21 protein-coding genes are annotated in these 26,547 nt (G+C 33.4%); 10 read left to right on the top strand and 11 right to left on the bottom strand.

Features of this window, described 5'->3' with window-relative positions; genetic code table 11:
* Positions 1-15: 15 nt before the first annotated feature.
* From IW20_RS13820 to IW20_RS13780, 9 genes are all read right to left on the bottom strand, one after another.
* A complete protein-coding gene (locus IW20_RS13820) occupies positions 16-519 on the bottom strand; it encodes an LptE family protein (RefSeq protein WP_035623311.1) in 504 nt (167 codons plus the stop codon).
* A 62-nt stretch (positions 520-581) separates the two neighbouring features.
* A complete protein-coding gene (locus IW20_RS13815) occupies positions 582-1,838 on the bottom strand; it encodes a sigma-54 interaction domain-containing protein (protein WP_035623308.1) in 1,257 nt (418 codons plus the stop codon).
* 58 nt (positions 1,839-1,896) lie between these two features.
* Positions 1,897-2,268, bottom strand: coding sequence for a GxxExxY protein (locus tag IW20_RS13810; protein WP_035623305.1), 372 nt, complete (start codon positions 2,266-2,268; stop codon positions 1,897-1,899).
* Positions 2,269-2,416: 148 nt separating this feature from the next.
* Entirely contained in the window at positions 2,417-3,862 is a 1,446-nt protein-coding gene (gene miaB, locus IW20_RS13805) for a tRNA (N6-isopentenyl adenosine(37)-C2)-methylthiotransferase MiaB (protein WP_035623303.1), read from the bottom strand.
* Between the two features lie 379 nt (positions 3,863-4,241).
* The gene (locus tag IW20_RS13800) at positions 4,242-5,468 is read right to left on the bottom strand and encodes a hypothetical protein (RefSeq protein ID WP_051885765.1); all 1,227 of its coding nucleotides are present in this window, start codon (positions 5,466-5,468) and stop codon (positions 4,242-4,244) included.
* A gap of 189 nt (positions 5,469-5,657) precedes the next feature.
* The gene (locus IW20_RS13795) at positions 5,658-6,449 is read right to left on the bottom strand and encodes a hypothetical protein (protein WP_035623300.1); all 792 of its coding nucleotides are present in this window, start codon (positions 6,447-6,449) and stop codon (positions 5,658-5,660) included.
* A 24-nt stretch (positions 6,450-6,473) separates the two neighbouring features.
* A complete protein-coding gene (locus IW20_RS13790) occupies positions 6,474-7,202 on the bottom strand; it encodes an MIP/aquaporin family protein (RefSeq protein ID WP_035623297.1) in 729 nt (242 codons plus the stop codon).
* A 26-nt stretch (positions 7,203-7,228) separates the two neighbouring features.
* The gene (gene glpK / locus IW20_RS13785; protein ID WP_035623295.1) at positions 7,229-8,725 is read right to left on the bottom strand and encodes a glycerol kinase GlpK; all 1,497 of its coding nucleotides are present in this window, start codon (positions 8,723-8,725) and stop codon (positions 7,229-7,231) included.
* Positions 8,726-8,740: 15 nt separating this feature from the next.
* Positions 8,741-10,330, bottom strand: a complete 1,590-nt coding sequence (locus IW20_RS13780) for a glycerol-3-phosphate dehydrogenase/oxidase (RefSeq protein ID WP_035623293.1) — start codon at positions 10,328-10,330, stop codon at positions 8,741-8,743.
* Between the two features lie 154 nt (positions 10,331-10,484).
* On the opposite strand from IW20_RS13780, the gene IW20_RS13775 reads away from it, so the two are divergent.
* From IW20_RS13775 to IW20_RS13740, 8 genes are all read left to right on the top strand, one after another.
* On the top strand, positions 10,485-11,258 hold the full coding sequence (locus tag IW20_RS13775) for a DeoR/GlpR family DNA-binding transcription regulator (protein WP_035623287.1): 774 nt from the start codon (positions 10,485-10,487) through the stop codon (positions 11,256-11,258).
* A 183-nt stretch (positions 11,259-11,441) separates the two neighbouring features.
* Positions 11,442-13,961, top strand: a complete 2,520-nt coding sequence (gene topA / locus IW20_RS13770) for a type I DNA topoisomerase (protein ID WP_035623284.1) — start codon at positions 11,442-11,444, stop codon at positions 13,959-13,961.
* 3 nt (positions 13,962-13,964) lie between these two features.
* The gene (locus tag IW20_RS13765) at positions 13,965-15,116 is read left to right on the top strand and encodes a formimidoylglutamase (RefSeq protein ID WP_035623281.1); all 1,152 of its coding nucleotides are present in this window, start codon (positions 13,965-13,967) and stop codon (positions 15,114-15,116) included.
* 264 nt (positions 15,117-15,380) lie between these two features.
* Entirely contained in the window at positions 15,381-16,781 is a 1,401-nt protein-coding gene (porK, locus tag IW20_RS13760; protein WP_035623277.1) for a T9SS ring complex lipoprotein PorK/GldK, read from the top strand.
* A 67-nt stretch (positions 16,782-16,848) separates the two neighbouring features.
* Positions 16,849-17,496: a type IX secretion system motor protein PorL/GldL gene (gene porL / locus IW20_RS13755; RefSeq protein ID WP_035623274.1), complete on the top strand. Its 648-nt coding sequence runs from the start codon at positions 16,849-16,851 to the stop codon at positions 17,494-17,496.
* A 48-nt stretch (positions 17,497-17,544) separates the two neighbouring features.
* Positions 17,545-19,083 (top strand): type IX secretion system motor protein PorM/GldM, encoded by a 1,539-nt coding sequence (gene porM / locus IW20_RS13750; protein ID WP_035623271.1) that lies wholly within the window; start codon positions 17,545-17,547, stop codon positions 19,081-19,083.
* 49 nt (positions 19,084-19,132) lie between these two features.
* Positions 19,133-20,122 carry a type IX secretion system ring subunit PorN/GldN gene (gene porN / locus IW20_RS13745; RefSeq protein ID WP_035623397.1) on the top strand — a complete coding sequence of 330 codons (990 nt, stop codon included), beginning with the start codon at positions 19,133-19,135 and terminating at the stop codon, positions 20,120-20,122.
* A 97-nt stretch (positions 20,123-20,219) separates the two neighbouring features.
* Positions 20,220-21,272: an NAD(P)/FAD-dependent oxidoreductase gene (locus IW20_RS13740; RefSeq protein WP_035623270.1), complete on the top strand. Its 1,053-nt coding sequence runs from the start codon at positions 20,220-20,222 to the stop codon at positions 21,270-21,272.
* A 173-nt stretch (positions 21,273-21,445) separates the two neighbouring features.
* Here the strand turns inward: IW20_RS13740 and IW20_RS13730 are convergent, their stop codons facing one another.
* Positions 21,446-21,832, bottom strand: coding sequence for a DUF983 domain-containing protein (locus tag IW20_RS13730; RefSeq protein WP_035623266.1), 387 nt, complete (start codon positions 21,830-21,832; stop codon positions 21,446-21,448).
* 429 nt (positions 21,833-22,261) lie between these two features.
* Between IW20_RS13730 and IW20_RS13725 the strand changes: the two genes are divergently transcribed.
* Positions 22,262-24,175 carry an ABC-F family ATP-binding cassette domain-containing protein gene (locus tag IW20_RS13725; protein WP_035623263.1) on the top strand — a complete coding sequence of 638 codons (1,914 nt, stop codon included), beginning with the start codon at positions 22,262-22,264 and terminating at the stop codon, positions 24,173-24,175.
* 333 nt (positions 24,176-24,508) lie between these two features.
* On the opposite strand, the gene IW20_RS13720 is transcribed toward IW20_RS13725, so the two are convergent.
* The gene (locus IW20_RS13720) at positions 24,509-25,477 is read right to left on the bottom strand and encodes an App1 family protein (RefSeq protein ID WP_035623261.1); all 969 of its coding nucleotides are present in this window, start codon (positions 25,475-25,477) and stop codon (positions 24,509-24,511) included.
* A gap of 61 nt (positions 25,478-25,538) precedes the next feature.
* Here IW20_RS13720 and IW20_RS13715 point away from each other — a divergent pair, with 61 nt between their 5' ends.
* The gene (locus tag IW20_RS13715; protein ID WP_035623394.1) at positions 25,539-26,408 is read left to right on the top strand and encodes a diacylglycerol/lipid kinase family protein; all 870 of its coding nucleotides are present in this window, start codon (positions 25,539-25,541) and stop codon (positions 26,406-26,408) included.
* Positions 26,409-26,547: the final 139 nt, after the last annotated feature.

Here is a 26,547-nt window from a genome sequence, read left to right as displayed (position 1 = left end):
AAACGAATCAACCTTTTACCATTTTGCCAACGACTCATTAAATATGTCTTGGGTAATACGATCAAAAATTTCTTTAAGGGCTGTGTCTAGTGCAGATCCTACAAGTTGAGTTTGTGCAGGGTAATCATAATAGAACTCAAATGATTTCTCAAAATCATCTGCTTCTTTCTTTCTGTTAGTGAATCGCACGTTTACACGAATTTTTAATCTGTTTTGAGATGCTTGTTGATCTGCTGTTGCAGTCATTGGGCTAATTCGATAATCGGTGATTTCTCCTTCATAAACTAAATCTCCACCAGAACTTACTAAATTCAGATTGGTTTGATTTTGGATAAGATCCTGTAATTGTAAAGTAAAAGTACGGTCTATTCCTGGCTGAATTAAATCGGCATTATTCTGGAAGTAATTAACTTGAAATGTTTTTGCATCAATTTTTCCTGTTCCTGTAAAGTTGTAAACGGAACAACTACTAAAGGTGAAAAGAATTGCAATTATAATTAGATATTGTATGTTTTTCATTTTATTTTTTAAAAGAACCAAAGGTATTTATTTTAGTTATCAATTTTACTGCATTTACTTTATTACAAATCAAATTGTTTTATTTTTCGATATAAAGTTCGCTCAGAAATTCCTAATTCGTCTGCAGCTGCTTTTCGTTTTCCTTTATTTTTTTCTAATGATTTTTTAATCATTTCGATTTCTTTTTGCTCTAATCGTAAAACCTCTTCTTCCTCGATTGTTTCTGCAAATAGATAATTATCATCGTTTGACTGATATTGTTCCTCACGACTAGGAGTTGTCATAACAGCTGTTCTTGGTTCTTCTTCAAAATCAATTTCACTATCATTTTCTTGCGAACCGTATATTTTCTTGATCAAGTTTTTATTGGCTTCCTGTACATTTGCACTACCGTTTTGCATTAATTCCAGAGTAAGTTTCTTTAAATCATGCAAATCACTTTTCATATCAAAAAGGACTTTGTATAAAATTTCTCTCTCTGTATTAAAGTCACTATCATTTTTCTTATCGTTAATTACAGAAGGTAAATTCGGACCTTCGGCTGGTAAATAAGATTGTAATGTTGCAAGAGTTATATCGCGATTGGTTTCCAGAACAGATATTTGTTCGGCTACATTTCGTAATTGACGAATGTTACCATTCCATCTAAATTTTTGCAATAGTTGTACTGCATCATCATCTAGTTTTAATGGAGGCATTTTGTATTTATGTGCAAAATCGGATACGAATTTTCTAAACAATAAATGAATATCGTCTTTTCTCTCACGCAAAGGAGGTAAAGTGATTTCTACGGTGCTTAAACGATAGTATAAGTCTTCACGAAATTTACCTTTTTCGATTGCATTAAATAAATTCACATTGGTTGCAGCTACAATTCTCACATTTGTTTTCTGTACTTGTGATGAACCTACTTTTATAAATTCACCATTTTCTAGCACACGAAGTAGTCTTACTTGTGTGGTAAGGGGTAGTTCTCCAACTTCATCCAAGAAAATAGTTCCTCCATCGGCAACTTCAAAATAACCTTCACGTGTACTTGTAGCACCTGTAAAAGCTCCTTTTTCGTGACCAAATAATTCACTGTCTATAGTTCCTTCAGGAATTGCACCACAGTTTACAGCAATGTATTTTCCGTGTTTTCTATGCGAAAGGGAATGTATGATTTTTGGGATGCTTTCTTTACCAACACCACTTTCTCCAGTTACCATTACCGAAATATCGGTTGGCGCTACCTGAATTGCTTTTTCGATGGCGCGATTAAGCTTAGGATCATTTCCAATAATTTCAAAACGTTGTTTTATAGCTTGAACTGTCTCCATTTATATTTTTTATCTTTTGCCACGAATTTCACAAATTTCACAAATTTTTGAAAGCGGGTCAATGAATAATTCTTTTATGTTGTAATGACTTTTTATTAAAGTTAACAATAATTCCTAGATTGCTATCTGCTAGTCTTAAGTAATTAATTGTTTGAGCTGTATACTCGTCAATAATTTCTTTTGATGCTTTTACTTCTAAAATAATTTCATCATAAACTACAAAATCTGCATAGAATTTATGTGCTAAAATAATGTCTTTGTATTGAATGTGATATGCTTTTTCGCGTTCAAATGGAATATTATGTTTCCTGAATTCATATTCTAATGCATCTTTATAAACAATTTCAAGAAGCCCTCCGCCAAGGATTCTGTGAACTTCCATACAGATTCCTACAATTTTATAATATTCTTCTTTTTTATATAATTCCATCAATTTTTTTGATGTAAATCTACATAATTAAATGAAGGAAAATTAACACGTTTTTTTGGCGCTCTAAAAGTTAATTTCTTAATTCAATTTAATAAAGATTAAAAAAAAAATTAGTGTAAATTAGTGTAATTCGTGGCAACAAAAAAGACTAATTCATGTCACTTAATCCAACAGCTTCACCTTTTAATGTTCCACTAGTACAACTTGTAATTTTTACATTTACAAAATCACCTATTTTATAATTTTCTTTTGGGAAAACCACTGTAATACTTTGTGAATTTCTTCCTGAGAATTCTTCAGTTGATTTTTTTGAAACTTTTTCAACCAGAACTTCTACAGTTTGACCGATAAATTCTTCAGAGCGAAACCAAGCGTGTTTTTGTTGTAAATCGACAATTTCTTGTAATCTTCTTGCTTTGGTTTCTTCGGTAACATCATCTTCCATTTTTCTTCCAGCCAAAGTTCCAGGACGCTCTGAGTACGAATACATATAACCAAAGTTATATTTTACGTATTCCATTAGGCTCATTGTGTCTTGGTGATCCTGCTCGGTTTCTGTAGGGAAACCCGCAATCATATCTTGGGAGATGGAACTGTTCGGAATTATAGTTTTGATTTTATCAATCAAAGTCATGTATTCCTCACGTGTATGTAAACGGTTCATTTCTTTTAGAATTCTGTTACTTCCTGACTGAACCGGTAAATGTATGTGTTTACAAATATTAGGATATTTTGCAATAATGTGTAAAACACTTTCGTGCATATCTTGTGGATTTGAAGTCGAAAAACGAATACGCATTTTAGGAAAAGTAACCGCTACCATTTCTAGTAATTGGTCAAAGTTTACAGCGGTAGCTTTTTGCATATCTGTAGCATTATCGAAATCTTTCTTTAATCCGCCACCATACCATAAATAACTATCTACGTTCTGACCTAAAAGAGTGATTTCTTTAAAGCCTTTGTCCCATAAATCCTGAATCTCGTTCATGATACTTTGAGGTTCACGACTACGCTCACGCCCACGAGTAAAAGGAACTACACAAAATGTACACATATTATCGCAACCACGAGTTATGGAAACTAAAGCAGTGATTCCGTTGCTCATCAATCGTACCGGCGAGATATCACCATAGGTTTCATCTTTAGATAAGATTACGTTTATAGCATCACGGCCTTCTTCAACTTCACTTAATAAATTAGGTAAATCTTTATAGGCATCGGGACCAACAACAAGGTCTACGATTTTTTCTTCTTCTAGAAACTGACTTTTCAAACGTTCGGCCATACAACCCAAAACACCAACTTTCATTTTAGGATTAATACGCTTTACAGCATTGTATTTTTCTAAACGTTTACGTATGGTTTGTTCTGCTTTATCACGAATGGAACATGTGTTAACCAATACCAAATCAGCTTCTTCAAGCTTTTGAGTTGTGTTAAAACCATTTGACGATAAAATTGAAGCAACGATTTCGCTATCCGAAAAGTTCATTGCGCAACCGTAACTTTCTATAAAGAGTTTTTTTGTATTCTCAGGTTTATGTTCTAAAACAAGACTTTCTCCTTGTTTGCTTTCTTCAATAATCTTTTCCATAAGTCACTTTCAAAAGTGTATTTTAATAAGATTGCAAAGATACAATTATTTGTATGATTATGACAAGATGTCAGACTAAGAATTAACACTATTTTAAACCATTGTTTTTTCTCTAGAACAAGTGTGCTTGTAAAACAAAGTCATAGGTTTCTTCGGGGTAGTTTGGATGTTATTTGATCATTATTTCAGATCTTGTTTTCTTAAAAAAGAGAATGAGGAAAGGTTTTATTGATAGAGCCAGTCTTTAATTTGATTAACTTATAAAATTCAGATTGTCTAATTTTTGTCAATGGCTAAATATGAAATAATTGCCCCTTTTTTAAATTGCAATTTGATAAAGGGGCAATTTGTCTAAGATGTAAGAGTATTTTGGGATAGTTTAGTGGTGCATATAACTTCCTGGGCCGTTTGTTCCTTCAATCGATTCAGGAAGTATTCCATAACGAGTGCGTAAATCGACTGTGCCTAAAGTTTCACCTGTATGAATATTGACTACGCTGATTGTTCCAGAATTCAAGTTAGGAAGGTTCAGTAGGTTATTTTGTATAGCAACAACCTCTTTTCCTGATTTGGTTTTGAAGAATGCCATGTGATGTGCTCCTTTATCTGCGTTCAATGTTTTTAAAAGTTTAATTTTAGGTAGATTAGTTAAATCAAAGACTAATACTTTGCCAGGTTCTGCAAAACTTACATATAGTTTACCATTCGTATCGATGTACATTTCAAGTGCCCAGCCTAATCCTTGTGAAGATCCTTTAAAAATCCTAGTAAAAGCATTGTATTTGCCAGTAGATTCATTGTATGGAGCAATCCAGATATCACCTCCTAACATTGTTGTGGCAAAGGCATATTGCGGAAACTCTCCTCGTAATAATAAAACTTCTACAGGACTAGATAAATCAGTTGATGAGTCTGCAACTTGATAGGTTTCTTTTAATTCGTATGTATTCATGTCTAATAATGTGCAAGTGTTACCGAATCCAGTTGTTAAATCTGGATGAATTGTAGAGGTTACCATCATTAGTCCTTTTTTTTCATTAATAGAAATCCCATGCGGATACATTATAAACTTATTTGGATTAGTTTCAATTGGGGCTTTAATGGTTTTGATGAGTTGGTTGTCCTTAGCGTTAAAAACGCCAATGCTTCCATCTTTTGAGCCTCCGCTACCTCCCATGAACGTCATGAAATACCTTCCGTCACTAGTAAAAAATATATTTTCACCTACGGTATTTTCACCTGTGTTAATAGCTTTTGCACTAACTAATATAGGGGATCCATTGTGATCTTTGTCGGTTTTTATTTGGTAAAGATAACTTCCTCCTAAAGCTGTTGTGTAAAGTTTTTTGGTATCATAGTTATAATAAATATGGTGTGGTAAAACTCCAATACCTAATTCTAATTTGTTGCTAATTGATCCAAAATCGGCCGATTCCGGATCGAGTTCTATTACGGCTATTCCGTCTGCGCCTCCTTCTAGGTTTCTGTAATCAATAAAAAATAAGGAATCATGAGAATGGTCTCGATTATCATTATCATTTTGACAGGAAGTAAGTAAAATCAAAATGAGAATAGATAAAATAGATGGTTTAAGTCTAGTTTTCATATTTTTCAGTTTGGTTATTGATTATTGTACTGCTAATTTAACATAATTAGCTGATTAAATGTATTTTAGGAGTCTATTTTTTGTTTAAAAAGAAAGAAGAAAATGTCAAAAGGAGGGAGTCTGAACAAAAAAAGCTCTCTTTTGAGGATAAAGAGAGCTTTGATTAACAAATTAAAATCTATGCAAAGATTAGAACAAATTGACGTCTAATTGTACTCTTGCAATTTTATTAGCGGGATTCCACATTGCTGTTGCCGAAACAGGTAATTTATAGTTGAATACCGAAATATCTTTAGTGGCTTTTATACCTGTGTTTACAACATCAAAACTACTTTCTGTTTTAGTAGTATATAAATATTTTTTTCCATCCAATGCAAAAGCGGCTCCCATGAAAACATTTAGATTTACTTTTTGATTTCGAATAACAGGATAGCTTAATTCGACGTAAGTTGAATATCTGCTTTTGTATTTATTATTGTTGTCTAATTCTCTATCGTTTAAACCACTATAAAGTAAAACGTCAGCTTCTATTCGTATAGGGAATGATTCAGGAAAGCGATACGAAGTTCTTAAATCAATAAGGTGAGTAGTGGTTAGTTTATTGTAATTAAAAACTTCAGGGTTTTCGATTCCTGTAGTATTAAATAAATCCCATAGTCCGATTGATAGATTATTTTTTTGATATTGAATGTAATAATTTATCTCGCGATAGGTTCCGTCAAATCCTGCACCTCCCCAAATTCCAACTGTATAATTTCGTCCTTCATTTAATGCATAGTGAATATTTCCGGTTGCGGTCATACCATCATTAATAACGAGTCCTCTCCATAGATGGCTGGTTTCTAGTCCTACATTAAAGTCTAAGCGAGATGGTTCAGTGCTTTCTACTGGAGCAGAAATGCTGTCTTGAGCTGTTCTTTTTTGAGCGTATCCAGCTAGCCCTATAATCGAGATTATAGAGAAAAATAATATTTTTTTCATGATTTTTTGATTTATAAAGCCATACTAAAGCATTGCTGTATATAAGAGTGCGGCTAAGCAAGCTCCTATAATTGGCCCAATAATTGGGATCCAGGCATAGCTCCAGTCGCTGCTTCCTTTAAGAAGAAGAGAGTGCATAATACGTGGTCCTAAATCTCTGGCAGGATTAATAGCGTAACCTGTAGTGCCGCCTAAAGACAGTCCAATTGCCCATACTAAAATAGCAACGGGTAGAGCACCAATAGATCCAAGTCCGATTTTAGCGTCTGAAGCAGTGCTGATGCTAAGTTCTGGGCCTGCGATATAGAAGATTACGAAAATAAGAACGAATGCTCCGATAATCTCACTAATTAAATTAGAAAAGGTATTTCTGATTGCTGGTATTGTACTAAAACAAGCAAGTTTTCCTCCTTCATCCTCGGTAATGGCAAAATGATCTTTATGAAATAGCCAAACTAAGAATGCTCCTAACATAGCTCCGATTATTTGAGCAATAATATAATAAGATACCTGGCTCCAGGCAAATTTACCAATAAGAGCAAGTCCTATTGTTACAGCGGGGTTTAAGTGTGCGCCACTAATTGGTCCTGCAACGGTTACACCCACAAAAACGGCAAATGCCCAACCTGTAGTGATTACAATCCATCCCGAGTTATTTCCTTTTGTTCCTTTAAGAACTACGTTTGCGACAACACCATTACCTAGTAAGATAACAAGCATTGTTCCTATGATTTCTGCAATAAATGGCGACATCTCTTAAGTTTTAATGATTCGTAATTTTAGTCCTCAATCCAGTTTGTAGTACGGCCAACGGCTTTATCCCAATTTTTTACTAGTTTATCTACTTCAGCTTTAGGCATTTTAGGAGTAAATGTTTTGTCGATATGCCATTGTTGTTGTAGGTCACTTATATCTTTCCAGTATCCTACAGCTAAACCTGCTAAGTATGCAGCGCCTAATGCTGTTGTCTCGAGTGTTTTTGGTCTAATTACATTAAAACCAAATATATCTGATTGAAATTGCATCATTAAGTTATTGATTGCAGCTCCTCCGTCTACTCTTAATTCTTTTCCTTTTCTTCCAAAATCAGCTTCCATCGATGTTGCTAAATCTAGTACTTGATAAGCGATTCCTTCTAAAGTGGCGCGTGCTATATGTGCATTTGTTGTTCCTCTTGTAATTCCTAAAATTGCTCCTCTGGCATATTGATCCCAATGTGGTGCTCCTAAACCTGTTAGTGCAGGAACAAAATAAACGCCGCCATTGTCTGGTACACTTGCTGCTAAAGTTTCGATTTCATCAGATGAGCTAATCATTTTTGCACCATCACGTAGCCATTGTACTGCTGCTCCACCAACGAAAACGCTTCCTTCTAAAGCATAAGTTGTTTTGCCGTTAATTTTCCATGCTACGGTGGTAAGTAGGTTATTTTTAGAGTAAACTGCTTTGTCACCTGTGTTCATTAACATGAAACAACCGGTTCCATAAGTGTTTTTTACCATTCCCGCATCTGTACATAATTGCCCAAATAATGCAGCTTGCTGATCTCCAGCTACACCAGCGATTGGAATTTTTGTAGAGAATAACGTTGTGCAGGTTTCTCCGTAAATTTCGCTGCTTTGTTTTATTTCGGGTAACATGGCTCTTGGAATGTTGAATAATTCCAGTAATTCAGTATCCCATTCAAGTGTGTGAATGTTTAGCAATAAAGTACGGCTTGCATTAGAAACGTCGGTCATAAACATTTTACCACGGGTAAGCTTCCATATTAACCATGTATCTACAGTACCAAAACATAATTTGCCTTGTTCTGCTTTTTCACGTGCTCCTTCAACATTGTCTAAAATCCATTTCACTTTAGTTCCAGAGAAATAAGCGTCTAATAAAAGTCCTGTTTTTTTCTTGATCATTTCAGTATGACCTTGTGCTTTTAATTCGTCACAATATTTTGCCGTTCTGCGATCTTGCCAAACAATAGCATTATAAAGAGGTTCGCTGGTTTCTCTGTCCCAAACAATTGTTGTTTCACGCTGATTGGTGATTCCAATTGCAGCTATTTCTTTTCCGGAAATTCCAACTTTTGCAATAACTTCGGCAGCAACGCTAATTTGAGATGACCAAATTTCATTAGGGTCATGTTCTACCCATCCTGGTTTCGGGAATATTTGTTCAAAAGGTTTTTGCGAAATACTTACGATTTCTCCGTCATGATTAAAAACGATGGCTCTAGAGGAAGTTGTTCCTTGGTCTAGTGTTAAGATTAATTTATTCTCCATGATATATGTGTATTGTTACTGATGATTTTTTTGAAAATCTGATAAGATGAATCCGTTAGCAATTGTTTTGAAATGCGATATTTGGGTTTGAGCCCATGTTTCGTCATGACCAAGTTCTTTTGCTAATAAATGTCCAACTTTTTCGCATGAAGCAATGGCTGCATGAGCATCTAGAAATAATAAACGTACTCTTCTTGCTAGAACATCGTCTATCGTTCTTGCCATCTCATGACGAATAGCCCAGGCTACTTCTGCCATAGTGTAGTCGTAATTAGGGTGTAGTTTCTCTTTTAATTCAGGTTCTTGATTTTGTAGTTCTAATATTTTTGGAATGTCAGTTCCGTATATATATAAGTGGTTTTGTCGGGTTGTAGCATTAGTTTCTGTACTTCCGTGAATTGCGATATGTTCTGTTTTACATTTCTTTTTAGGTAAACGATGTACAACGATTGCCTTGTCTATGATGTCTTCAGCAATTTTTCTATAAGTAGTCCATTTTCCACCAGTTATAGTTATCAATCCAGTTTCGGAAACGATTATTTTATGACTTCTGGAAACTTCTTTAGTGCTTGTTCCTTCTTTCTCTGGTGCAGCTAATGGTCTTAATCCTGCAAAAACAGATAAAACATCAGCACGTGTAGGTTTTTTTGCTAAGAATCTTTGTGCGGTTTCGAGAACGAATTCAATTTCAGATTCTAGTGCAATAGGTTCTAAACTATGTTTTTTAATTAGCGTATCTGTTGTTCCTACTACTATTTTATCATGCCAAGGCACTGCAAATAATACTCTTCCGTCACTTGTTTTTGGAATCATTAATGCGTGATCGCTTGGTAGGAAAGATTTGTCGAATACAAGGTGAATTCCCTGACTTGGTACGATGTATTTTTTATATACAGCATCGTTTAGTTTCATTATTGCATTGGTAAAAACACCTGTGGCGTTAATTACTGCTTTACCTTTAATATCATATCTTTCGCCAGATTCATGATCTACTATCTGAACTCCAATAACTTTGTGATTATCGTCTTTCAATAGATTCATAACTTTAGCATAATTTAAAATGCAAGCACCGTTTTCTGCTGCAGTTTGTGCAATGTTTATAGCCAGACGAGAATCATCAAATTGTCCGTCTTGATAAATAACTCCACTTACTAAGCCTTTTTGCTCAATTGTAGGAAGTAGTTCGATAGTTTTTTTCTTCGAAATATATTTGGATCTACCCAGGCTTAGTCTTCCAGCTAATAAATCATATATAGTAAGTCCTGTAGTGTAAAAATATCCACCCCACCAGTTGTAATTAGGTATTACAAAAGATTGGTTTTTGACTAAATGGGCTGCATTTTGAGCCATTAAGCCTCTTTCTTTTAGAGCTTCTCTTACTAGAGAAACGTCACCTTGTTCTAGGTAGCGAACACCACCATGAACTAATTTTGTACTTCTGCTTGATGTTCCTTTAGCAAAATCTATTGCTTCAACTAAAACTGTTTTGTAGCCTCTACTAGCTGCATCGAGTGCAGTACCTAGTCCGCTAGCTCCGCCACCAATAACGATTACATCCCATTCAGGAGTTTGTTTTAGTTTTGTTAATTGTTCGAGTCGTTTCATTATATGTCTTATTTGTTGTGTTTTGTATCAATTTGCTTTCGAATAGCAAACTTAACGAAATTAAATGAAACTAAATAAAACAAAATGAAATTTATTTTTTTATTTAATTGTTGTATCTTTCGATTCTGGAAAATCTTAATAATAAAGAGGACTTATGACTATAATCAATAGACGACAAGAGGATATACTTAAAGAATTAAATCAAAAGGGATATGTGAATGTGGTTGATTTATGCGAAACACTTAATGTTTCAAGCGTAACCATACGAAAGGACTTAACTTTTTTAGAAAATCAAAAGCTGTTGCATCGTACACACGGAGGAGCAAGTAAGCAGCCTATTTATGCTTTTGAAAGAGATGTTAATGATAAAGAAGCGCTACAAGTAGAGCAAAAAAAACAAATAGCAGAAGAGGCGGTTAAATATATAAGTAATCATGATTATATAATATTAGGGTCGGGTTCTAATATTCATTATTTATCTCGTGTTATAAAAGGATTTCAAAAATTAACTGTACTTACACCTTCGTTAAAAGTGTCGTTAGAGCTTAGTAAGGAAACAAATATTGATACAATACAATTAGGAGGAGATATCCGAAACAGTTCTACTTCGGCCGTGGGGCCAATTGCAGAAGCAACTTTGAGTCAGTTTTCGTGCAATAAATTATTTTTGGGTACAGATGGTGTTCATCTAGATTTCGGCTTAAGTACATCAAATGCTTTAGAGGCACATTTAAATCAGGCAATGATTGAGGTTGCAGAGAAAGTTATTGTCTTGGCGGATTCTACAAAAATGAATGTTCGGGGATTTGGTAAAATCTGTGATTTAAGTAAAATTGATGTACTGATTACAGATGCAGGAATTGATGCTGAAACTAAAACGAAACTCGAAGAAATGGGAATTGATGTGGTAGTTGCTGGAAAAGTGTAGTTTTTATATAAAATTTCGATTCTGCTTTGTTTTAGGAGAAATGGAAAGCATAATAACGAGAATAATTTTGTTATATATTAAGGTATAAAATAGCAACTGCAAAAAATGATTTTTTTCAAAAAACGATTTGGTTGCACTCTCATTTAAAAAAAACTTCTACTTTTGTTCCAGAAAAATAGAGTAATGGCAAAGAATTTAGTAATAGTTGAGTCACCTGCAAAGGCAAAAACGATAGAGAAATTTTTAGGAAGTGATTTTCAAGTAGAGTCGAGTTATGGGCATATTGCCGACTTGCCTTCAAAAGAAATCGGTGTGGATGTAGAGAATGGTTTTAAACCTAAATATGAAGTTTCTCCAGATAAAAAAGCTTTAGTTAGTAAACTAAAAACATTATCTAAGAATGCCGAAATGGTTTGGTTAGCAAGCGATGAGGACCGCGAGGGGGAGGCTATTTCATGGCATCTAGCGGAAGAATTAAAACTTGATGTTAAAAAGACTAAGCGAATTGTTTTTCACGAAATCACAAAATCTGCAATCCTAAAAGCGATTGAAAATCCTAGAGAGATAGATTATAATTTGGTTAATGCACAACAAGCACGTCGTGTATTAGACAGATTGGTTGGTTATGAATTGTCTCCTGTATTATGGAGAAAAATTAAAGGAGGTTTATCAGCTGGACGTGTACAATCGGTTTCAGTACGTTTAATTGTTGAGAGAGAGCGCGAAATCCAGAATTTTAATGCAGTAGCATCATATTCTGTTGTAGCTGAATTTACTAATGAAAGCGGAAAAACGTTTAAGGCTAAATTGCCTAAAAACTTTAATACAAAAAAAGAAGCCGAAGATTTTTTAAATAAAAACATAGGTTCTTCATATAAGGTATCGGATTTAGAAACTAAACCTACCAAAAAATCACCAACAGCACCATTTACAACTTCTACATTGCAACAAGAAGCTGCAAGAAAGTTGTATTTACCAGTTGGAATCACAATGCAATTAGCACAACGTTTATACGAAGCGGGACTTATTACTTATATGAGAACTGATAGTGTTAATCTTTCTAAAGATGCGATGGATGCGGCACAAGCTGAAATTATTAAATCGTACGGGAAAGAATTTTCAAAACCAAGAACTTTTACAAACAAAAGCAAAGGAGCACAAGAAGCGCACGAAGCTATTCGTCCGACTGATATGTCGCGTCATACAGTGAATATTGACAGAGATCAAGCTCGTTTGTATGATTTGATTTGGAAAAGAACATTGGCTTCGCAAATGAGTGATGCGCAATTAGAGAGAACTAATGTGAAAATTGAAGCTAATAATCATAGCGAAATTTTTACAGCATCTGGAGAGGTTTTACTTTTTGAAGGATTCTTAAAAGTGTATCTTGAAGGTCATGATGATGACGAAGAAGAGCAAGAAGGAATGTTGCCTGCAATGAAAGTGAATGAGGAATTATTAAATAATTATATCACGGCAACCGAAAGATATTCAAGACCACCGGCACGTTATACAGAGGCTTCTTTGGTGAAGAAATTAGAGGAACTTGGTATTGGTAGACCTTCTACTTATGCGCCAACTATTTCTACAATCATCAACAGAAATTATGTAGAGAAAGGAAATCTTGATGGACAAGAACGTAATTATACACAACTTACTTTGCAATCAAACAAAGTAGGAGAGAAGTTACTTAAGGAAAATACAGGTTCGGATAAAGGGAAATTAGTTCCAACTGATATCGGAACAATTGTTACGGATTTCTTAGTTAAGAATTTCGGATCTATATTAGATTATAACTTTACAGCAAAAGTAGAGCAGGATTTTGACGAAATTGCTGAGGGAAATATCGACTGGGCGCAAATGATGCAGGAGTTCTATGATAAATTCCATCCAAATGTAAAAGATGTTGAGGCTAATGCTGAGAGAGAAAGTGGAGAAAGAATTTTAGGTAAAGATCCGGTTTCAGGAAGACCAGTTTCTGTTCGTTTAGGAAAGTTTGGTCCAATGGCACAAATTGGAGAGCCGGATGATGAAGATAAAAAATTTGCCAGTTTAATGGCAGATCAAAATATCGGGAACATAACACTGGAAGAAGCTTTGAATTTGTTTTTATTACCTAAAAACTTAGGCGAATACAAAGGAGAAGAAGTAGAAGTAAGTAATGGTCGTTATGGTCCTTATGTACGTCATGGAAGTGTGTTTATTTCCTTGCCAAAAGGAGAAGATCCTCTAGATGTAACAATTACAAGAGCTCAAGAGTTAATAGATGAAAAAGCACTTGCTGATGCACCTATTGCTGTTTACAAAGGAGAAGGTGTACAAAAAGGAGTGGGTCGTTTTGGTCCTTTTATCAAATGGAATGGATTGTTTATTAACGTAAGTAAAAAATACAATTTCGATAATTTATCACAATCAGATATTGAAGCTCTGATAGAAGATAAACTTCAAAAAAATATTGACAAAGTACTTCATAACTGGGAAGAAGAAGGAATTCTTGTTGAAAAAGCACGTTGGGGACGTTCGGTTATTACCAAAGGTAAAATTAAAATTGAACTTAGTAAAGATGTTGATGCTACAAAATTAACTTTGGCCGAAGTTCAGGAAATGATCGCAAAGAAAACCCCAGTAAAAAAGACAGCTGCTAAGAAAGCGCCTGCTGCTAAGAAAGCGGCGGCTAAAAAACCTGTAGCTAAAAAGAAATAAAAAATGGAATTTGATTTTCTACAACCAGTTGCCGAAGAAATTCTAAACTACATTGATACATTGTCTTCTCAAGAATTGGGAAGTAAAATAGTTTTACATACAAAAGAGCAGTTCCCGGATTTAGCAAAAGTGAATATTGCTATAATTGGTGTTCTGGATAATCGCGGAGACACTTCTGCGATTAGCGATGTAAATTTAAATCCTTTTCGTAAAAAGTTATATAGTATGTTTCCTGGAAACTGGGACATGACTATTGCTGATTTAGGGGATATTTTACCAGGAAATTCTGTAGAAGACACCTACTATCTTTTAAAAAAAATAACTGCAGCCTTAATAAAAAATAGAGTTGTGCCTATAGTTATAGGTGGATCTCAGGATTTGACCTATGCTTTATATCGTGCTTACGATGATTTAGAGCAAATGGTTAATTTGGTTGCTGTTGATAATAAATTTGATTTCGGGAAAGAAAGTGAAGATTCTTCCGCAACTTCATACTTAACTCAGATTATAGTAGATGAGCCTAATAATCTATTTAATTATTGTAATATAGGTTATCAAACTTATTATAACTCACAAGAAGAAATTGATTTAATCGAGAAGTTGTTTTTTGATGCTTATCGATTAGGAGAAATCTCGAACAAAATTGCGCTTGCTGAGCCAGTTTTTAGAGATGCCGATTTGGTGAGTTTCGATTTAAATTCAATAAAATCTGCCGATTCGGGAAATACAATCACTTTTGAGCCTAATGGGTTTAATGGAAAAGAGATTTGTTCGCTAGCCAGATATGCAGGTATTAGTGATAAAGTGTCTGCTTTTGGACTTTTTAATCATAATAATACATTGCAAGAAGCTCCTATAATGGCGCAAATTGTTTGGTATTTTATCGAAGGATATCATTATCGTTCTAATGAGTATCCATATGGTAGCCGAAAAAACTATTTAAAATACATAGTTCCGCTAGAAGAAGAGGAGTTGGTTTTTTATAAAAGCGACAAAACAGACCGTTGGTGGATAGAAATACCTTTTATTTCTAACGGAAGTAATAAATTGAAGAGAAATGCGTTGTTATCATGTTCTTATGATGAATATTTGACTGCTTGTAATCAGGAATTACCTGAAAGATGGTGGAAAGCACAACGTAAAAATACTGTGTAATCGTTTTCGTAATAAGGTACTAGAATATAAGGGTTTTTTGAAAGTATTGTTTCGGTTTTTATTAGTAGGAATAAGTTTATAAATACTAAGATTTAACGTTTTATGTCGATTTTTTAAGGCAGTTTATCGACTAAATATTTTTTTTTTATTTTTTTTAACTTTAATTTTGGACCGTGAAATAATTTACAAAAAAGCTATTGTTTTTTAAGAAAATAATAAATAGGTTTACGGACTTATAATAATGAATAGATAATCCAAATATATATGAAGAAGTTTATTGCATTTGCGGCATTTTTAACACTAATGATTAGTTGTGGTAGGTCAAGTGACAAAGGAGAATTGGTAGGTGTTAAAGGTGGGAAATGGTATCCTGAAAAGCCTTATGGAATGACTTTAGTTCCGGGTGGTTCGTTTATTATGGGTAAGTCAGATGATGACTTAGCTCAAGTAGAAGATGCACCAACAAAAACAGTTACTGTTCGTTCTTTTTATATGGATGAAACTGAAATTACAAATAGTGAATACCGTCAATTTGTGGAGTGGGTAAAAGACTCAACAATGAGAGTTCGTTTAGCTATTATGGCAGACGAAATGGGTCAAAAACCTGGCGATGCTAAAGGTCAAAAAGGAGGAAGCATTGGAGACTATGCTTTTAATGATTCTGATCCAGAAAAAATGACTGCTTATGATAAATACATGTATGATAATTACTATAGTATTGGTACAGCAGATGATCCTTATGCAGGAAGAAAATTAAACAGAAAAGTAAAATTAGCTAAAGGTACTCAAGCTTACCCAGATGAGTATTATACAGAAGTAATGGACTCTATGTATATTCCTATCGAAGAGTCATATAATGGTTTAAGAACTATTGATGTTAATAAATTGAAATTCAGATATTCTTGGATGGATATTCAAGCTGCAGCTAAAGCTAAAGTTGGAAAAAGAAAAGATTTCGTTAAGACAGAAGAAGTTAAAGTTTACCCAGATACAACAGTTTGGATTAAAGATTTTACTTACTCATATAATGAGCCAATGCATAACGATTATTTTTGGCACAAAGCATATGGAGATTATCCAGTTGTAGGTGTACAATGGACTCAAGCAAAAGCATTCTGTGCTTGGAGAACATTAAACAAAAATACATACATAAAAGCGAAGAAAAAAGGTCATGATTTAGTGAACTCTTTCAGATTGCCTACAGAGGCAGAATGGGAGTATGCTGCTAGAGGAGGTCTGGAGTCTGCTACTTATCCTTGGGGAGGTCCTTATATCAGAAACGATAGAGGTTGTTTTATGGCTAACTTCAAGCCAAACAGAGGAGATTACGCAGCAGATAATGCTTTATACACTGTAGAAGCAAAATCTTACGATCCAAACGGATACAATTTATACAATATGGCAGGTAACGTTGCCGAGTGGACAGATTCTTCATACAGCCCAAATGCTTACGAATATGTATCTACTATGAATCCTAATGTTCAAGATGGTTCAAACAAGCGTAAAGTAGTTCGTGGAGGTTCTTGGAAAGATGTTGCTTATTTCCTACAAGTAAGTACTAGAGATTTTGAATACGCAGATTCAGCAAGAAGTTTTATTGGTTTTAGAACAGTTCAAGATTACATGGGAACGCAAGTGACCGGGAATAAAAAAAGTAAATTATAATTAGAGAGTACAATTAAAACAATAACCAAATCCTTATTTTTAAAACCTAAAACAAACAAACAAAATTATGGCATTATTAAGTAAAAAAGCGATGAACTTCGCTTACGGTATGGGAGCAGCAGTAGTTATTATTGGAGCTTTATTCAAAATTACCCACTTTGAAATCGGACCGTTAACAGGAACCTTGATGCTTTCAATCGGATTAGTAACAGAGGCATTAATCTTTGCATTATCTGCTTTTGAACCGGTTGACGAAGAATTAGACTGGACTTTAGTTTATCCAGAATTGGCTAATGGTCAAGCAAAAACTAAAGCTGCAAAAGTTGAAACCCCATCTGATGCACAAGGTCTATTATCTCAAAAATTAGACGTTATGCTTAAAGAAGCTAAAATTGACGGTGAGTTAATGTCAAGCTTAGGTAACAGTATCAAAAACTTTGAATCTGCTGCTAAAGGAATTGCTCCAACTGTTGATTCAATCGCTTCTACAAAAAAATACAGCGAAGAGTTATCTACTGCAGCTGCGCAAATGGAGTCATTAAATAGTTTATATAAAGTTCAATTAGAAAGTGCTTCAAGAAACGCAGAAGCAAACAAAGAAATCGCTGAAAATGCAGGTAAGTTAAAAGAGCAAATGCAATCTATGACTGCAAATATTGCTTCTTTAAACAATGTATATGGTGGTATGCTTTCAGCTATGAATAATAAAGGATAATTAGTTATAAACAATTATTATTAATAAAAAACTAATTATTTAGAAAATATGGCAGGAGGAAAATTAACCCCTAGACAGAAGATGATAAACCTGATGTATCTGGTTTTTATCGCAATGTTAGCAATGAATATGTCAAAAGAAGTATTATCTGCTTTTGGCTTAATGAATGAAAAATTTGAAAGTGCAAACGAGTCTGCTAATATGACTAATGAGCAAATGTTGATGTCATTAGACCAGAAAGCTGCTGAGGCTAAAGGTGAATTTGAAACAGCAGCTCAAACAGCTCACAAAGTGGCAGCAATATCTAAAGATTTTTATACATACATCGGGACTTTAAAAGGTGATGTATTAAAAGGATTCGAAAAAGATAAAGAAACTGGAAAATTACCTTACGAGTCTATGGACAAAGGTGATAATATTGATAACTGGTTTACAGGTGAAGGTTACACTGCAAAGGGTAACGAAATCGTTGCAAAAATTAATCAATATAGAGCAGATATGAAATCTGTATTGAGCGATAAAAAATATAGTGCAATTGTAGCTGAGATTGATAATAAATTTAATACTTCTGACGTTAAAAACAAAGAAGGTTTAAAAGATAAATTTTTAGCTTATCACTTTAAAGGTTTTCCAGCTGTAGCTTCAGTTGCAAAATTATCTGCTTGGCAGAGTGATGTTAAAAAAGCAGAATCTGATGTTTATAGTTCAGCTTTAGGAAAAGCGGCAGTAGCTGCAGCTTCTTATAACAACTATAAAGCGATTGTAGTTCTTGATAAAAGTGCTTACTTTCAAGGAGAAACTGTTACAGGTAAAGTTGTTTTAGGTCGTTATGACGAAAACACGACTCCTACTTCATTCTCAGGTCCTGGTAAAATTGTTAACGGACAAGCTGTTATCTCGATGACTGCTGGAGGAATTGGAGAGCAAAGTATTAACGGACAATTTACATTCTTAGAAGATGGAAAAAACATTCCACTTAAATTTGAAGGTAAATATGTTGTAGTACCAAAACCAAACTCTGCTACTATTTCTGCAGATAAAATGAATGTAGTTTACAGAGGAGTTGTTAACCCAATTTCAGTATCATTTGCGGGTGTTGCTGATAATAAAGTTGTTGCAACTGCTCCAGGATTATCTTCTGCTGGTAAACCAGGTAAATATAACATGAGCCCAAGTACAGGTACTGAAACTACAATTACTGTTACAGGTACATTGCCAAACGGATCTACTGTTTCTGATAAGAAAACTTTCAGAATTAAAGGTATTCCTGGACCAACTGGAACAATTAGAGGAGAAGTAGGTGTAGTAAAAGGACCTAAATCAAACTTAGAGATTGCAACAATTGGTGCTAAATTACTAGATTTTGATTTTGAAGTTGGATTAGATGTTGTTGGATTTAATTTAAAAGTTACTGGACAACCTACAGTTGTAGTTTCTGGTAATAGATTAAATGCACAATGTAAATCAGTTCTTTCAAAAGCAGGTAGAGGAGACCAAGTTACTATTTCTGAGATTAAAACTAAACTTGTTGGAGCAGGAAGTTATTTATTGCCTAGAACCGCTCCAGTAATTTACGAAATACAATAATAAGTAGATCTATAAAGTAAAACTACTTCAATATTATACTGATACCATGATGAATGTAAGAAATTTTTTAATAGCTATTATCTCTATTGCAGGGAGTTATACCACATTTGCACAGTCGAATTTGCTTAATGCAAAAACACCAGCTGAAATTGGTTTAAAAACACCAGCACAACTTGTTTCTGATAATGACAAACCATTAGCTTATGGTTATGTACATGATAGAGACGTTTTGATGGGGAAAACTGTTTGGGAAATCATTGATTTAAATGAAAAAATCAACTTTTCTATGTATTTCCCAATTGATACTGCAAATATCGGTTCGGACAGACGTTCTATGTACGATGTTTTGACAAAGGCAATTAAAAATGGTAAAATTACTGAAGTTTATACTGATAGTTATTTCAATACCAAAAAGTCTATGAAAGATATTCAGGCTTCTTTATCTCGTATCGATACAACTGATGCTGGTAGAGAACAATTGAATCAAGATCCGGGTGCGTATGTTACGCAAACTATCGAAAAAAAGAAGACTACTGGTAAAGGAAAAAACAAAGTAACAACTTCAGAAACTGTAACTGTTCCTGCATCTAAAACTATATCTTCTGAGTATATCTTGAAAACTGATTTAACAGCTCAAGATGTTACAGAATATAAAATCAAAGGATATTGGTATTTTGACAAACGTCAGAGTGAATTGAAGTATCGTCTTTTAGGAATTTGTCCTGTTACTCCAGATGTTTACACTATTAATAGTGAAGAAAAAGATTATATTGAATTGTTCTGGGTATTCTTCCCAGATGCTAGAGGTGTTTTACATGAAGCTAAAGCTTTTAATGACAAAAACTCTGCAATGCCAATTTCTTTTGATCAAATCTTAAACTCTAGACGTTTTAACAGTACAATCTATAAAGAAGAAAACGTTTACGGAGATAGAGCTATAGAAGAATACATGAAGGATAACGCTCAGAACCAATTGTTGGAGTCTGAGAGAGTGAAAGAGAAAATTAGAAATTTCGAATCAGATATGTGGAATTACTAAAATTTAATTTCCTTCTTTAATATAAAAAACTCTTACCATTTTTTGGTAAGAGTTTTTTCATTTATGTTTGTTGGCAGTAACAGCTTAATTTATTTTTATGATTGACTATTTAATTATTGGTTCAGGTTTAGCAGGAATTTCTTTTTCAGAAAAAGCATTGTCGCATAATAAATCTATTTTGGTTGTAGATGATAAATCGCAAAATTCATCCAAAATTGCAGGAGGGTTATATAATCCAGTAATCCTTAAAAGATTTAGTGAGGTTTGGCAAGCGCAACCACAACTGGTTTTGATGGATTCTTTTTATGCTGATGTTGAAAGTAAACTTGCAACAAAATTCAATTTTCAATTGCCTATTTTACGAAAGTTCTTCTCCATAGAAGAACAGAATAATTGGTTTAGTGCATCGGATAAAAAAAATCTAGCTCCTTTTTTGTCAACTAAGTTAGTTACTAGAAAATACAATAGTATTGATTCTCCATATGATTATGGTGAAGTTTTACATACAGGTTATGTAGATACAGCTTTATTATTAGAAAAATATAGAGAATATTTATTTGATAATAATTTGCTGTTAGAAGAATCATTTGATTACAACCAAATTGAGTTTTTAGATTTTGGCATTCAATATAAAAATATTCAAGCGCGTCATATTATTTTTGCTGAAGGTTTTGGATTGCATAAGAATCCTTTTTTTAATGATTTGCCTTTGGATGGAACTAAAGGAGAATTATTTATTATAAAAACCGAAGGTTTAAATCTAGACGTGATTGTAAATACAAGTGTATTTATTCTGCCTTTAGGAAATGATTTGTTTAAAGTAGGAGCAACCTACAATTGGAAAGATAAAACCGATGTGCCTACAGAAGAGGCAAAACAAGAACTTCTGGAGCGCATACGCGAAATAATTACCTGTGAGTTTGAAATCGTAGAGCATTTTGCAGGCGTTCGTCCTACAGTAAAAGACAGAAGACCTTTGGTAGGAACGCATTATGAACATAAAAATCTTCATATTCTTAACGGATTAGGAACGAGAGGTGTTATGCTCGGACCTGCAACAGCAAAAGCTTTATTCGAAAATATAGAAGATGAAATCCCTTTAGATATCGAAATAAATATTGAACGATTTTACAAAAAGAAAAACAAGTAATCGATCGAGTCATTTAACGGTTTTTCTGCAAAAAAAGTATAGATTTTTAAACCATTTAAGCCATTTAAGAAAATATAAGTTTATATATTTCTTAAATGAGCTTACATATCTTATATGGTTAATCTTTTGGAATCAATCAAAAAAAGGTGTAATTGTTTATGCTTTTGCAATCTCTATTTTTTTATATTAATAGTTGGGTCGTAAGAAACAAACATATTAATGTAGATATTCCTTGACCATCTTAATACAAAAGGAAATAATATAACTAGTGTTACTACAATTGCTATAAATGAAGCTTCGATACTAGAGTTTAGGAAAACATAGGATATGATAAAAGCAGCAATTCCTAATGCTACGTTTAATCCGTAACTTACATACATAGCTCCATAAAAAAACGAAGGCTCAATTTGATACCTAAGTCCACAGTGACTACAAGATTCATTCATTTTTAAAACCTTGGTTAAATGTAGCGGGTTCTTATCTTCGTACATACTTTCGTTTTGACATTGAGGACAAGTTCCTTTTAAAATACTATTTAGTTTAGATCCTTTCTTGAACATTTTGTGTGAGTTTTTGTAATGTATAAAGTTAGCAACATGTATTTCTGGGAGAAATCGTGCGGCAATTTTTTAGATAAATGGTGAATTTATCCCAAAGATAATCATTGCTCCGCATATTAACAATTTTCAATTCTTAATATCATAAAACAGCCTTTTTATCTTTATAGCATAATACATTCCTTTTCACTACCTTTGCATTTTTAAAATTATAAGTAAAAGGCAATATAAATTGCTATATGTTTTAGAAAAACAAGAATGATAAATACTGATTACAGGTTGTTTAAATGAAATGTTTAAAGTTTTAATAAGCTTAAAGAAATATTTTATTATCTGAGAAAAGGTATTTTTAATGTCTGCAAAAAATTAAGTTTCCAGTAAAACTGGAGATATAAATTTAAACAATCAATTAGTTTATAATAACAATAATAAATGCTTAATATACATAATTTATCAGTTTCCTTTGGAGGTACTTATTTGTTTGAAGAAGTTACTTTTCGTTTAGGTGCTGGAGACCGAGTAGGTCTTGTAGGGAAAAATGGTGCTGGAAAATCAACAATGCTAAAAATTCTTGCAGGAGATTTTAAACCAGATTCTGGACAAATCGCAACAGAAAAAGAAGTTCGAATGGGTTTCTTACGTCAGGATATCGATTTTGAACAAGGAAGAACGGTATTAGAGGAAGCTTACGAAGCCTTTACAGATATTAAAGTAGTTGAGAAAAAACTAGAGCAAATTAATCATCAATTGGTAACCAGAACCGATTATGAAAGCGAAGAATACAGCCAGATTATCGAAGATTTGTCTGATTATACACATCGTTTTGAACTTTTAGGAGGTTATAACTATGTAGGAGATACAGAGAAAATTCTTTTAGGATTAGGTTTTAAAAGAGAAGTATTTAATAACCAAACAGAAACTTTTTCAGGAGGTTGGAGAATGCGTATCGAGTTGGCTAAATTATTATTGCAAGCCAATGATGTATTGTTGCTGGATGAGCCTACGAATCACTTGGATATCGAGAGTATCATTTGGTTAGAGAGTTTCTTACGTAATTATCCTGGAGTTGTGGTAATTGTATCGCACGATAAAATGTTCTTGGATAATGTAACTAACAGAACTATCGAAATTTCATTGGGTAAAGCCTACGATTTTAATAAACCATATTCTCAGTACTTAGAATTGCGTCATGAAATTCGTGAGAAACAATTGGCTACACAAAAAAATCAAGCCAAAAAGATTGAAGAAACAGAAAAACTAATCGAGAAATTCCGTGCAAAAGCTTCTAAAGCTTCTATGGCGCAATCGCTTATCAAGAAATTAGATAAAGTAGAGCGTATCGAGGTTGATGAAGATGATAATTCGGTGATGAATATTTCTTTTCCAGTTTCAAAAGAACCAGGTAGAGTAGTAGTCGAAGCGGATAATGTTACAAAAGCTTACGGAGATAAAGTTATTCTTAAAGATATAAACTTGTTAGTAGAACGCGGAAGCAAAATTGCTTTTGTGGGACAGAACGGACAAGGAAAATCAACTTTTATTAAAGCAATCGTTGATGAGTTTGAATACCAAGGAAGTATAAAATTAGGGCATAATGTGCAATTAGGTTACTTTGCTCAAAATCAAGCCGAATATCTAGATGGAGAAATTACATTGTTGCAAACAATGGAAGATGCTGCAATGGATACCAATAGATCTAAAGTTCGTGATATGTTGGGTTCATTCTTGTTCCGTGGTGACGATGTAGAGAAAAAAGTAAAAGTCCTTTCAGGAGGAGAGAGAAACCGTTTGGCATTATGTAAGTTGTTATTGCAACCTATAAACGTTTTGCTAATGGATGAGCCTACGAATCACTTGGATATAAAATCTAAGAATGTATTAAAAGCTGCACTTCAAAAATTTGGCGGAACTTTACTTCTTGTTTCTCACGATAGAGATTTCCTTCAAGGAATGTCTAATTTGGTTTACGAGTTTAAAGACCAGAAGATAAAAGAATATTTAGGAGACATTAACTATTTCTTAGAGCAACGTAATATGGAAAATATGCGTGAAGTTGAGAAAAAAGATGCTGTAAAAGCTGCTGCTCCTAAAGAAAATAATAAAACTTCTTATGAAGATCAGAAGAAAACTAAAGCATTGCAAAATCGCTTGAGCAAAGTAGAAAGTCAAATCAAACAATTAGAAAAAGACATTAAGCATGATGATAAAATGTTGGCTTCTAATTATGATAAACACATCGAAGACGCTTCATTCTTTATGGCATACAATAAAAAGAAAAAAGATTTGGATCAATTATTATCAGACTGGGAAATAGTTCAGGAAGAGATAGATAATTTCAACGCATAATACAGTTTTAGTCTCAGTTTTCAGTTTTTTGAAAATAAGAATATTATATATAAACCTTTGTCAAAGTTTTCGAATTTTGACAGAGGTTTTTTAGTTTTCGGGAACTACTTCCAGCTTTCCGTTTCAAGTCCTCACTAAAAAAACTATTTTTATAAACCATAAAACGAGCTTCCGTTGGTCGCTGTTTTCTGGTAATAAAAATTAATTTTTTTAGCTCTGGGCTTTTCTCTTCAATCTGGGTTAAGAAAGGTAGTTTCAGTTTTTATTTTGTAAATAAAAATCAGTCTTTGATAATGGTTTTATTCCAAGCCCAAAGCCCAAAGCCCAAAGCTTTTACTTCATAATACCAATTCTTTTAGAATGCTCAATTGCCTCACTGCTGTGTTTAAAGTAGCAAACAGAAACTTCGAGGTTTTCTAAATTTTTTAGGATTGCTTTTGTAGATTCTTTTTGTCGCTTACGAGTTTGTCTTATATAAACTGCTTTTACGGTTACAGGAAATATTTTGCAAATTCTTTCATATAACATTGGGTCGTGTTGAGAATCATCGCCCAATAAAACATATTTTAGATTTGGGTAGAACTCTAAGACATGTTTAATTTTATCAAACTTATGATCGTGGTTTCCTCTGCCACTCATAAAAAAGTCGGCAATTCCGGTTTTAATATCTTTTAATAAAATTACAGCCCTCGGTAGTTCGTGTATTTTAGTAAATCGAACAATAAAACTATATAAATTCCATTCGCTACTAGAGATATAAAAGAAAGCATTTTTTTCTTCTTTGTTGTTTCTTCCTGCTGAACTTAATGCCTGATAATGCGATACTACATCATCAAATATCTTGCGATCATTTACATTCCGGAATAACAAAATATATAGTTTCCTGAAAAAGTTGTGCGTATGCGAAACCAAAAAAGTATCATCTATATCCGATATAATACCAAGAGTTCCTTCGTGAGGTCTTATAAAAGTACTAGCACAAGAAATTGTTTCGTTTTTATGAGTAATGCTAACCTGGTAGTTCATCCATCCAAAACCTGTTTCTTCTTTTAGAGGAATACAGAATTTAAAAAAACCATCGTCGAGTGTTTTAGTATGAATTTGGCTATCTCCATATTTTAAATAAACATCGTAATTAGGAATTGTTTTAATCTGGAAAAGTTTAAGAACAGAAGTAGCATTTTTGAAACTTCGCTTCTGAAAATCATAATCACTAGCAGTCGTTGGTTTAAAAACGTGTCCCATAACAATTAGTTCCTGATCATTGGCATAACCGCGATATAATTTTAAAATAGGTTTCATTAATTGCTTACTTTTGGGATAACTTGTGTAATTACTTTTGAATAAATATAAAGATAAAATTTTGAAAAGGAATATCTTATTTGTTGTAAACCCTATTTCGGGCGATCTGGATAAATCTGAGCTTATTGAGACAGTAAAATCCTATGCGGTTACGTGTCATATTAATTTGAAAGTTTATGAAACTACTGGACAGAATGATATCAGCCAAATAAAAGCGCTGTATAACGAACATTTACCCATTAGAATTGTTGTTGCTGGTGGTGATGGAACTGTAAAAATGGTTGCTGAAGCAATGGAGGAATATGATGTTATTGTTGGGATTTTACCAGCAGGTTCAGCCAACGGATTATCGGTAGATTTAAATTTACCTAAAACGCTCGAAGAGAATTTAAGTATCGCTTTTCATAATAATTATATCGAGATGGATATGATTTCTATAAATGGAAAAAAAAGCATTCACTTAAGTGATATAGGACTTAACGCCGACTTAATCAAGAATTATGAAGAAAGTAATATAAGAGGCTTTTGGGGTTATGCATCTCAGGCTTATACAACTATCAAGGAATCTGGAGATCCTTTTGTGGTTTCTATTACAGCCAATAATCAAACGGTTAAACATGAAGCGAGAATGGTTGTAATTGCCAATTCTCAAAAATATGGAACGGGTGTAGTGATTAATCCGAATGGAGCAATTAATGATGGTAAATTTGAATTGGTGGTTTTAAAAAATCTAGATTTAATAATTCTTGGAAAAATAATTACAGGTAATATGCCTATCGATTCAGATGATATTGTTATTATTTCGACAGATCAAGCTGTGATTAAAACAAATCATCCTGTTAGTTTTCAGATAGATGGAGAATATTGTGGCGCTCAGACTAAACTGGATATTCATATTTTGCATAAGCAAATGAAAATCGCGGTGCCTTAAAAGTGAAGTTTTAATTTGAAAAAAAAGAATAAAGACAAAAATCAGTTTAGGGTTAAAATTTATACAAGAGTTAGTAAAGAGGGGGGGAATCTTAACTAAAAAAGTAAGTTTTTAAACGTAAAAAAGTATTTTAGTTTTT

Origin of the sequence: Flavobacterium hydatis (assembly GCF_000737695.1) — a bacterium.
GTDB classification, from domain to species: domain Bacteria; phylum Bacteroidota; class Bacteroidia; order Flavobacteriales; family Flavobacteriaceae; genus Flavobacterium; species Flavobacterium hydatis.
The sequence above is the reverse complement of the archived record's forward strand: the minus strand, read 5'-3'. Positions and strand labels throughout refer to the sequence as shown.

What these genes read in the sequence shown, in the direction of transcription:
- topA (WP_035623284.1), top strand. Translation starts at nt 11,442, where the DNA reads ATGGCAAAGAATTTAGTAATAGTTGAGTCACCTGCAAAGGCAAAAACG.
- IW20_RS13720 (WP_035623261.1), bottom strand. Translation starts at nt 25,477, where the DNA reads ATGAAACCTATTTTAAAATTATATCGCGGTTATGCCAATGATCAGGAA.
- IW20_RS13820 (WP_035623311.1), bottom strand. Translation starts at nt 519, where the DNA reads ATGAAAAACATACAATATCTAATTATAATTGCAATTCTTTTCACCTTT.
- IW20_RS13800 (WP_051885765.1), bottom strand. Translation starts at nt 5,468, where the DNA reads ATGAAAACTAGACTTAAACCATCTATTTTATCTATTCTCATTTTGATT.
- IW20_RS13730 (WP_035623266.1), bottom strand. Translation starts at nt 21,832, where the DNA reads ATGTTCAAGAAAGGATCTAAACTAAATAGTATTTTAAAAGGAACTTGT.
- porN (WP_035623397.1), top strand. Translation starts at nt 19,133, where the DNA reads ATGAATGTAAGAAATTTTTTAATAGCTATTATCTCTATTGCAGGGAGT.
- porM (WP_035623271.1), top strand. Translation starts at nt 17,545, where the DNA reads ATGGCAGGAGGAAAATTAACCCCTAGACAGAAGATGATAAACCTGATG.
- porL (WP_035623274.1), top strand. Translation starts at nt 16,849, where the DNA reads ATGGCATTATTAAGTAAAAAAGCGATGAACTTCGCTTACGGTATGGGA.
- glpK (WP_035623295.1), bottom strand. Translation starts at nt 8,725, where the DNA reads ATGGAGAATAAATTAATCTTAACACTAGACCAAGGAACAACTTCCTCT.
- IW20_RS13740 (WP_035623270.1), top strand. Translation starts at nt 20,220, where the DNA reads ATGATTGACTATTTAATTATTGGTTCAGGTTTAGCAGGAATTTCTTTT.
- miaB (WP_035623303.1), bottom strand. Translation starts at nt 3,862, where the DNA reads ATGGAAAAGATTATTGAAGAAAGCAAACAAGGAGAAAGTCTTGTTTTA.
- IW20_RS13775 (WP_035623287.1), top strand. Translation starts at nt 10,485, where the DNA reads ATGACTATAATCAATAGACGACAAGAGGATATACTTAAAGAATTAAAT.
- IW20_RS13810 (WP_035623305.1), bottom strand. Translation starts at nt 2,268, where the DNA reads ATGGAATTATATAAAAAAGAAGAATATTATAAAATTGTAGGAATCTGT.
- IW20_RS13725 (WP_035623263.1), top strand. Translation starts at nt 22,262, where the DNA reads ATGCTTAATATACATAATTTATCAGTTTCCTTTGGAGGTACTTATTTG.
- IW20_RS13815 (WP_035623308.1), bottom strand. Translation starts at nt 1,838, where the DNA reads ATGGAGACAGTTCAAGCTATAAAACAACGTTTTGAAATTATTGGAAAT.
- porK (WP_035623277.1), top strand. Translation starts at nt 15,381, where the DNA reads ATGAAGAAGTTTATTGCATTTGCGGCATTTTTAACACTAATGATTAGT.
- IW20_RS13780 (WP_035623293.1), bottom strand. Translation starts at nt 10,330, where the DNA reads ATGAAACGACTCGAACAATTAACAAAACTAAAACAAACTCCTGAATGG.
- IW20_RS13765 (WP_035623281.1), top strand. Translation starts at nt 13,965, where the DNA reads ATGGAATTTGATTTTCTACAACCAGTTGCCGAAGAAATTCTAAACTAC.
- IW20_RS13790 (WP_035623297.1), bottom strand. Translation starts at nt 7,202, where the DNA reads ATGTCGCCATTTATTGCAGAAATCATAGGAACAATGCTTGTTATCTTA.
- IW20_RS13795 (WP_035623300.1), bottom strand. Translation starts at nt 6,449, where the DNA reads ATGAAAAAAATATTATTTTTCTCTATAATCTCGATTATAGGGCTAGCT.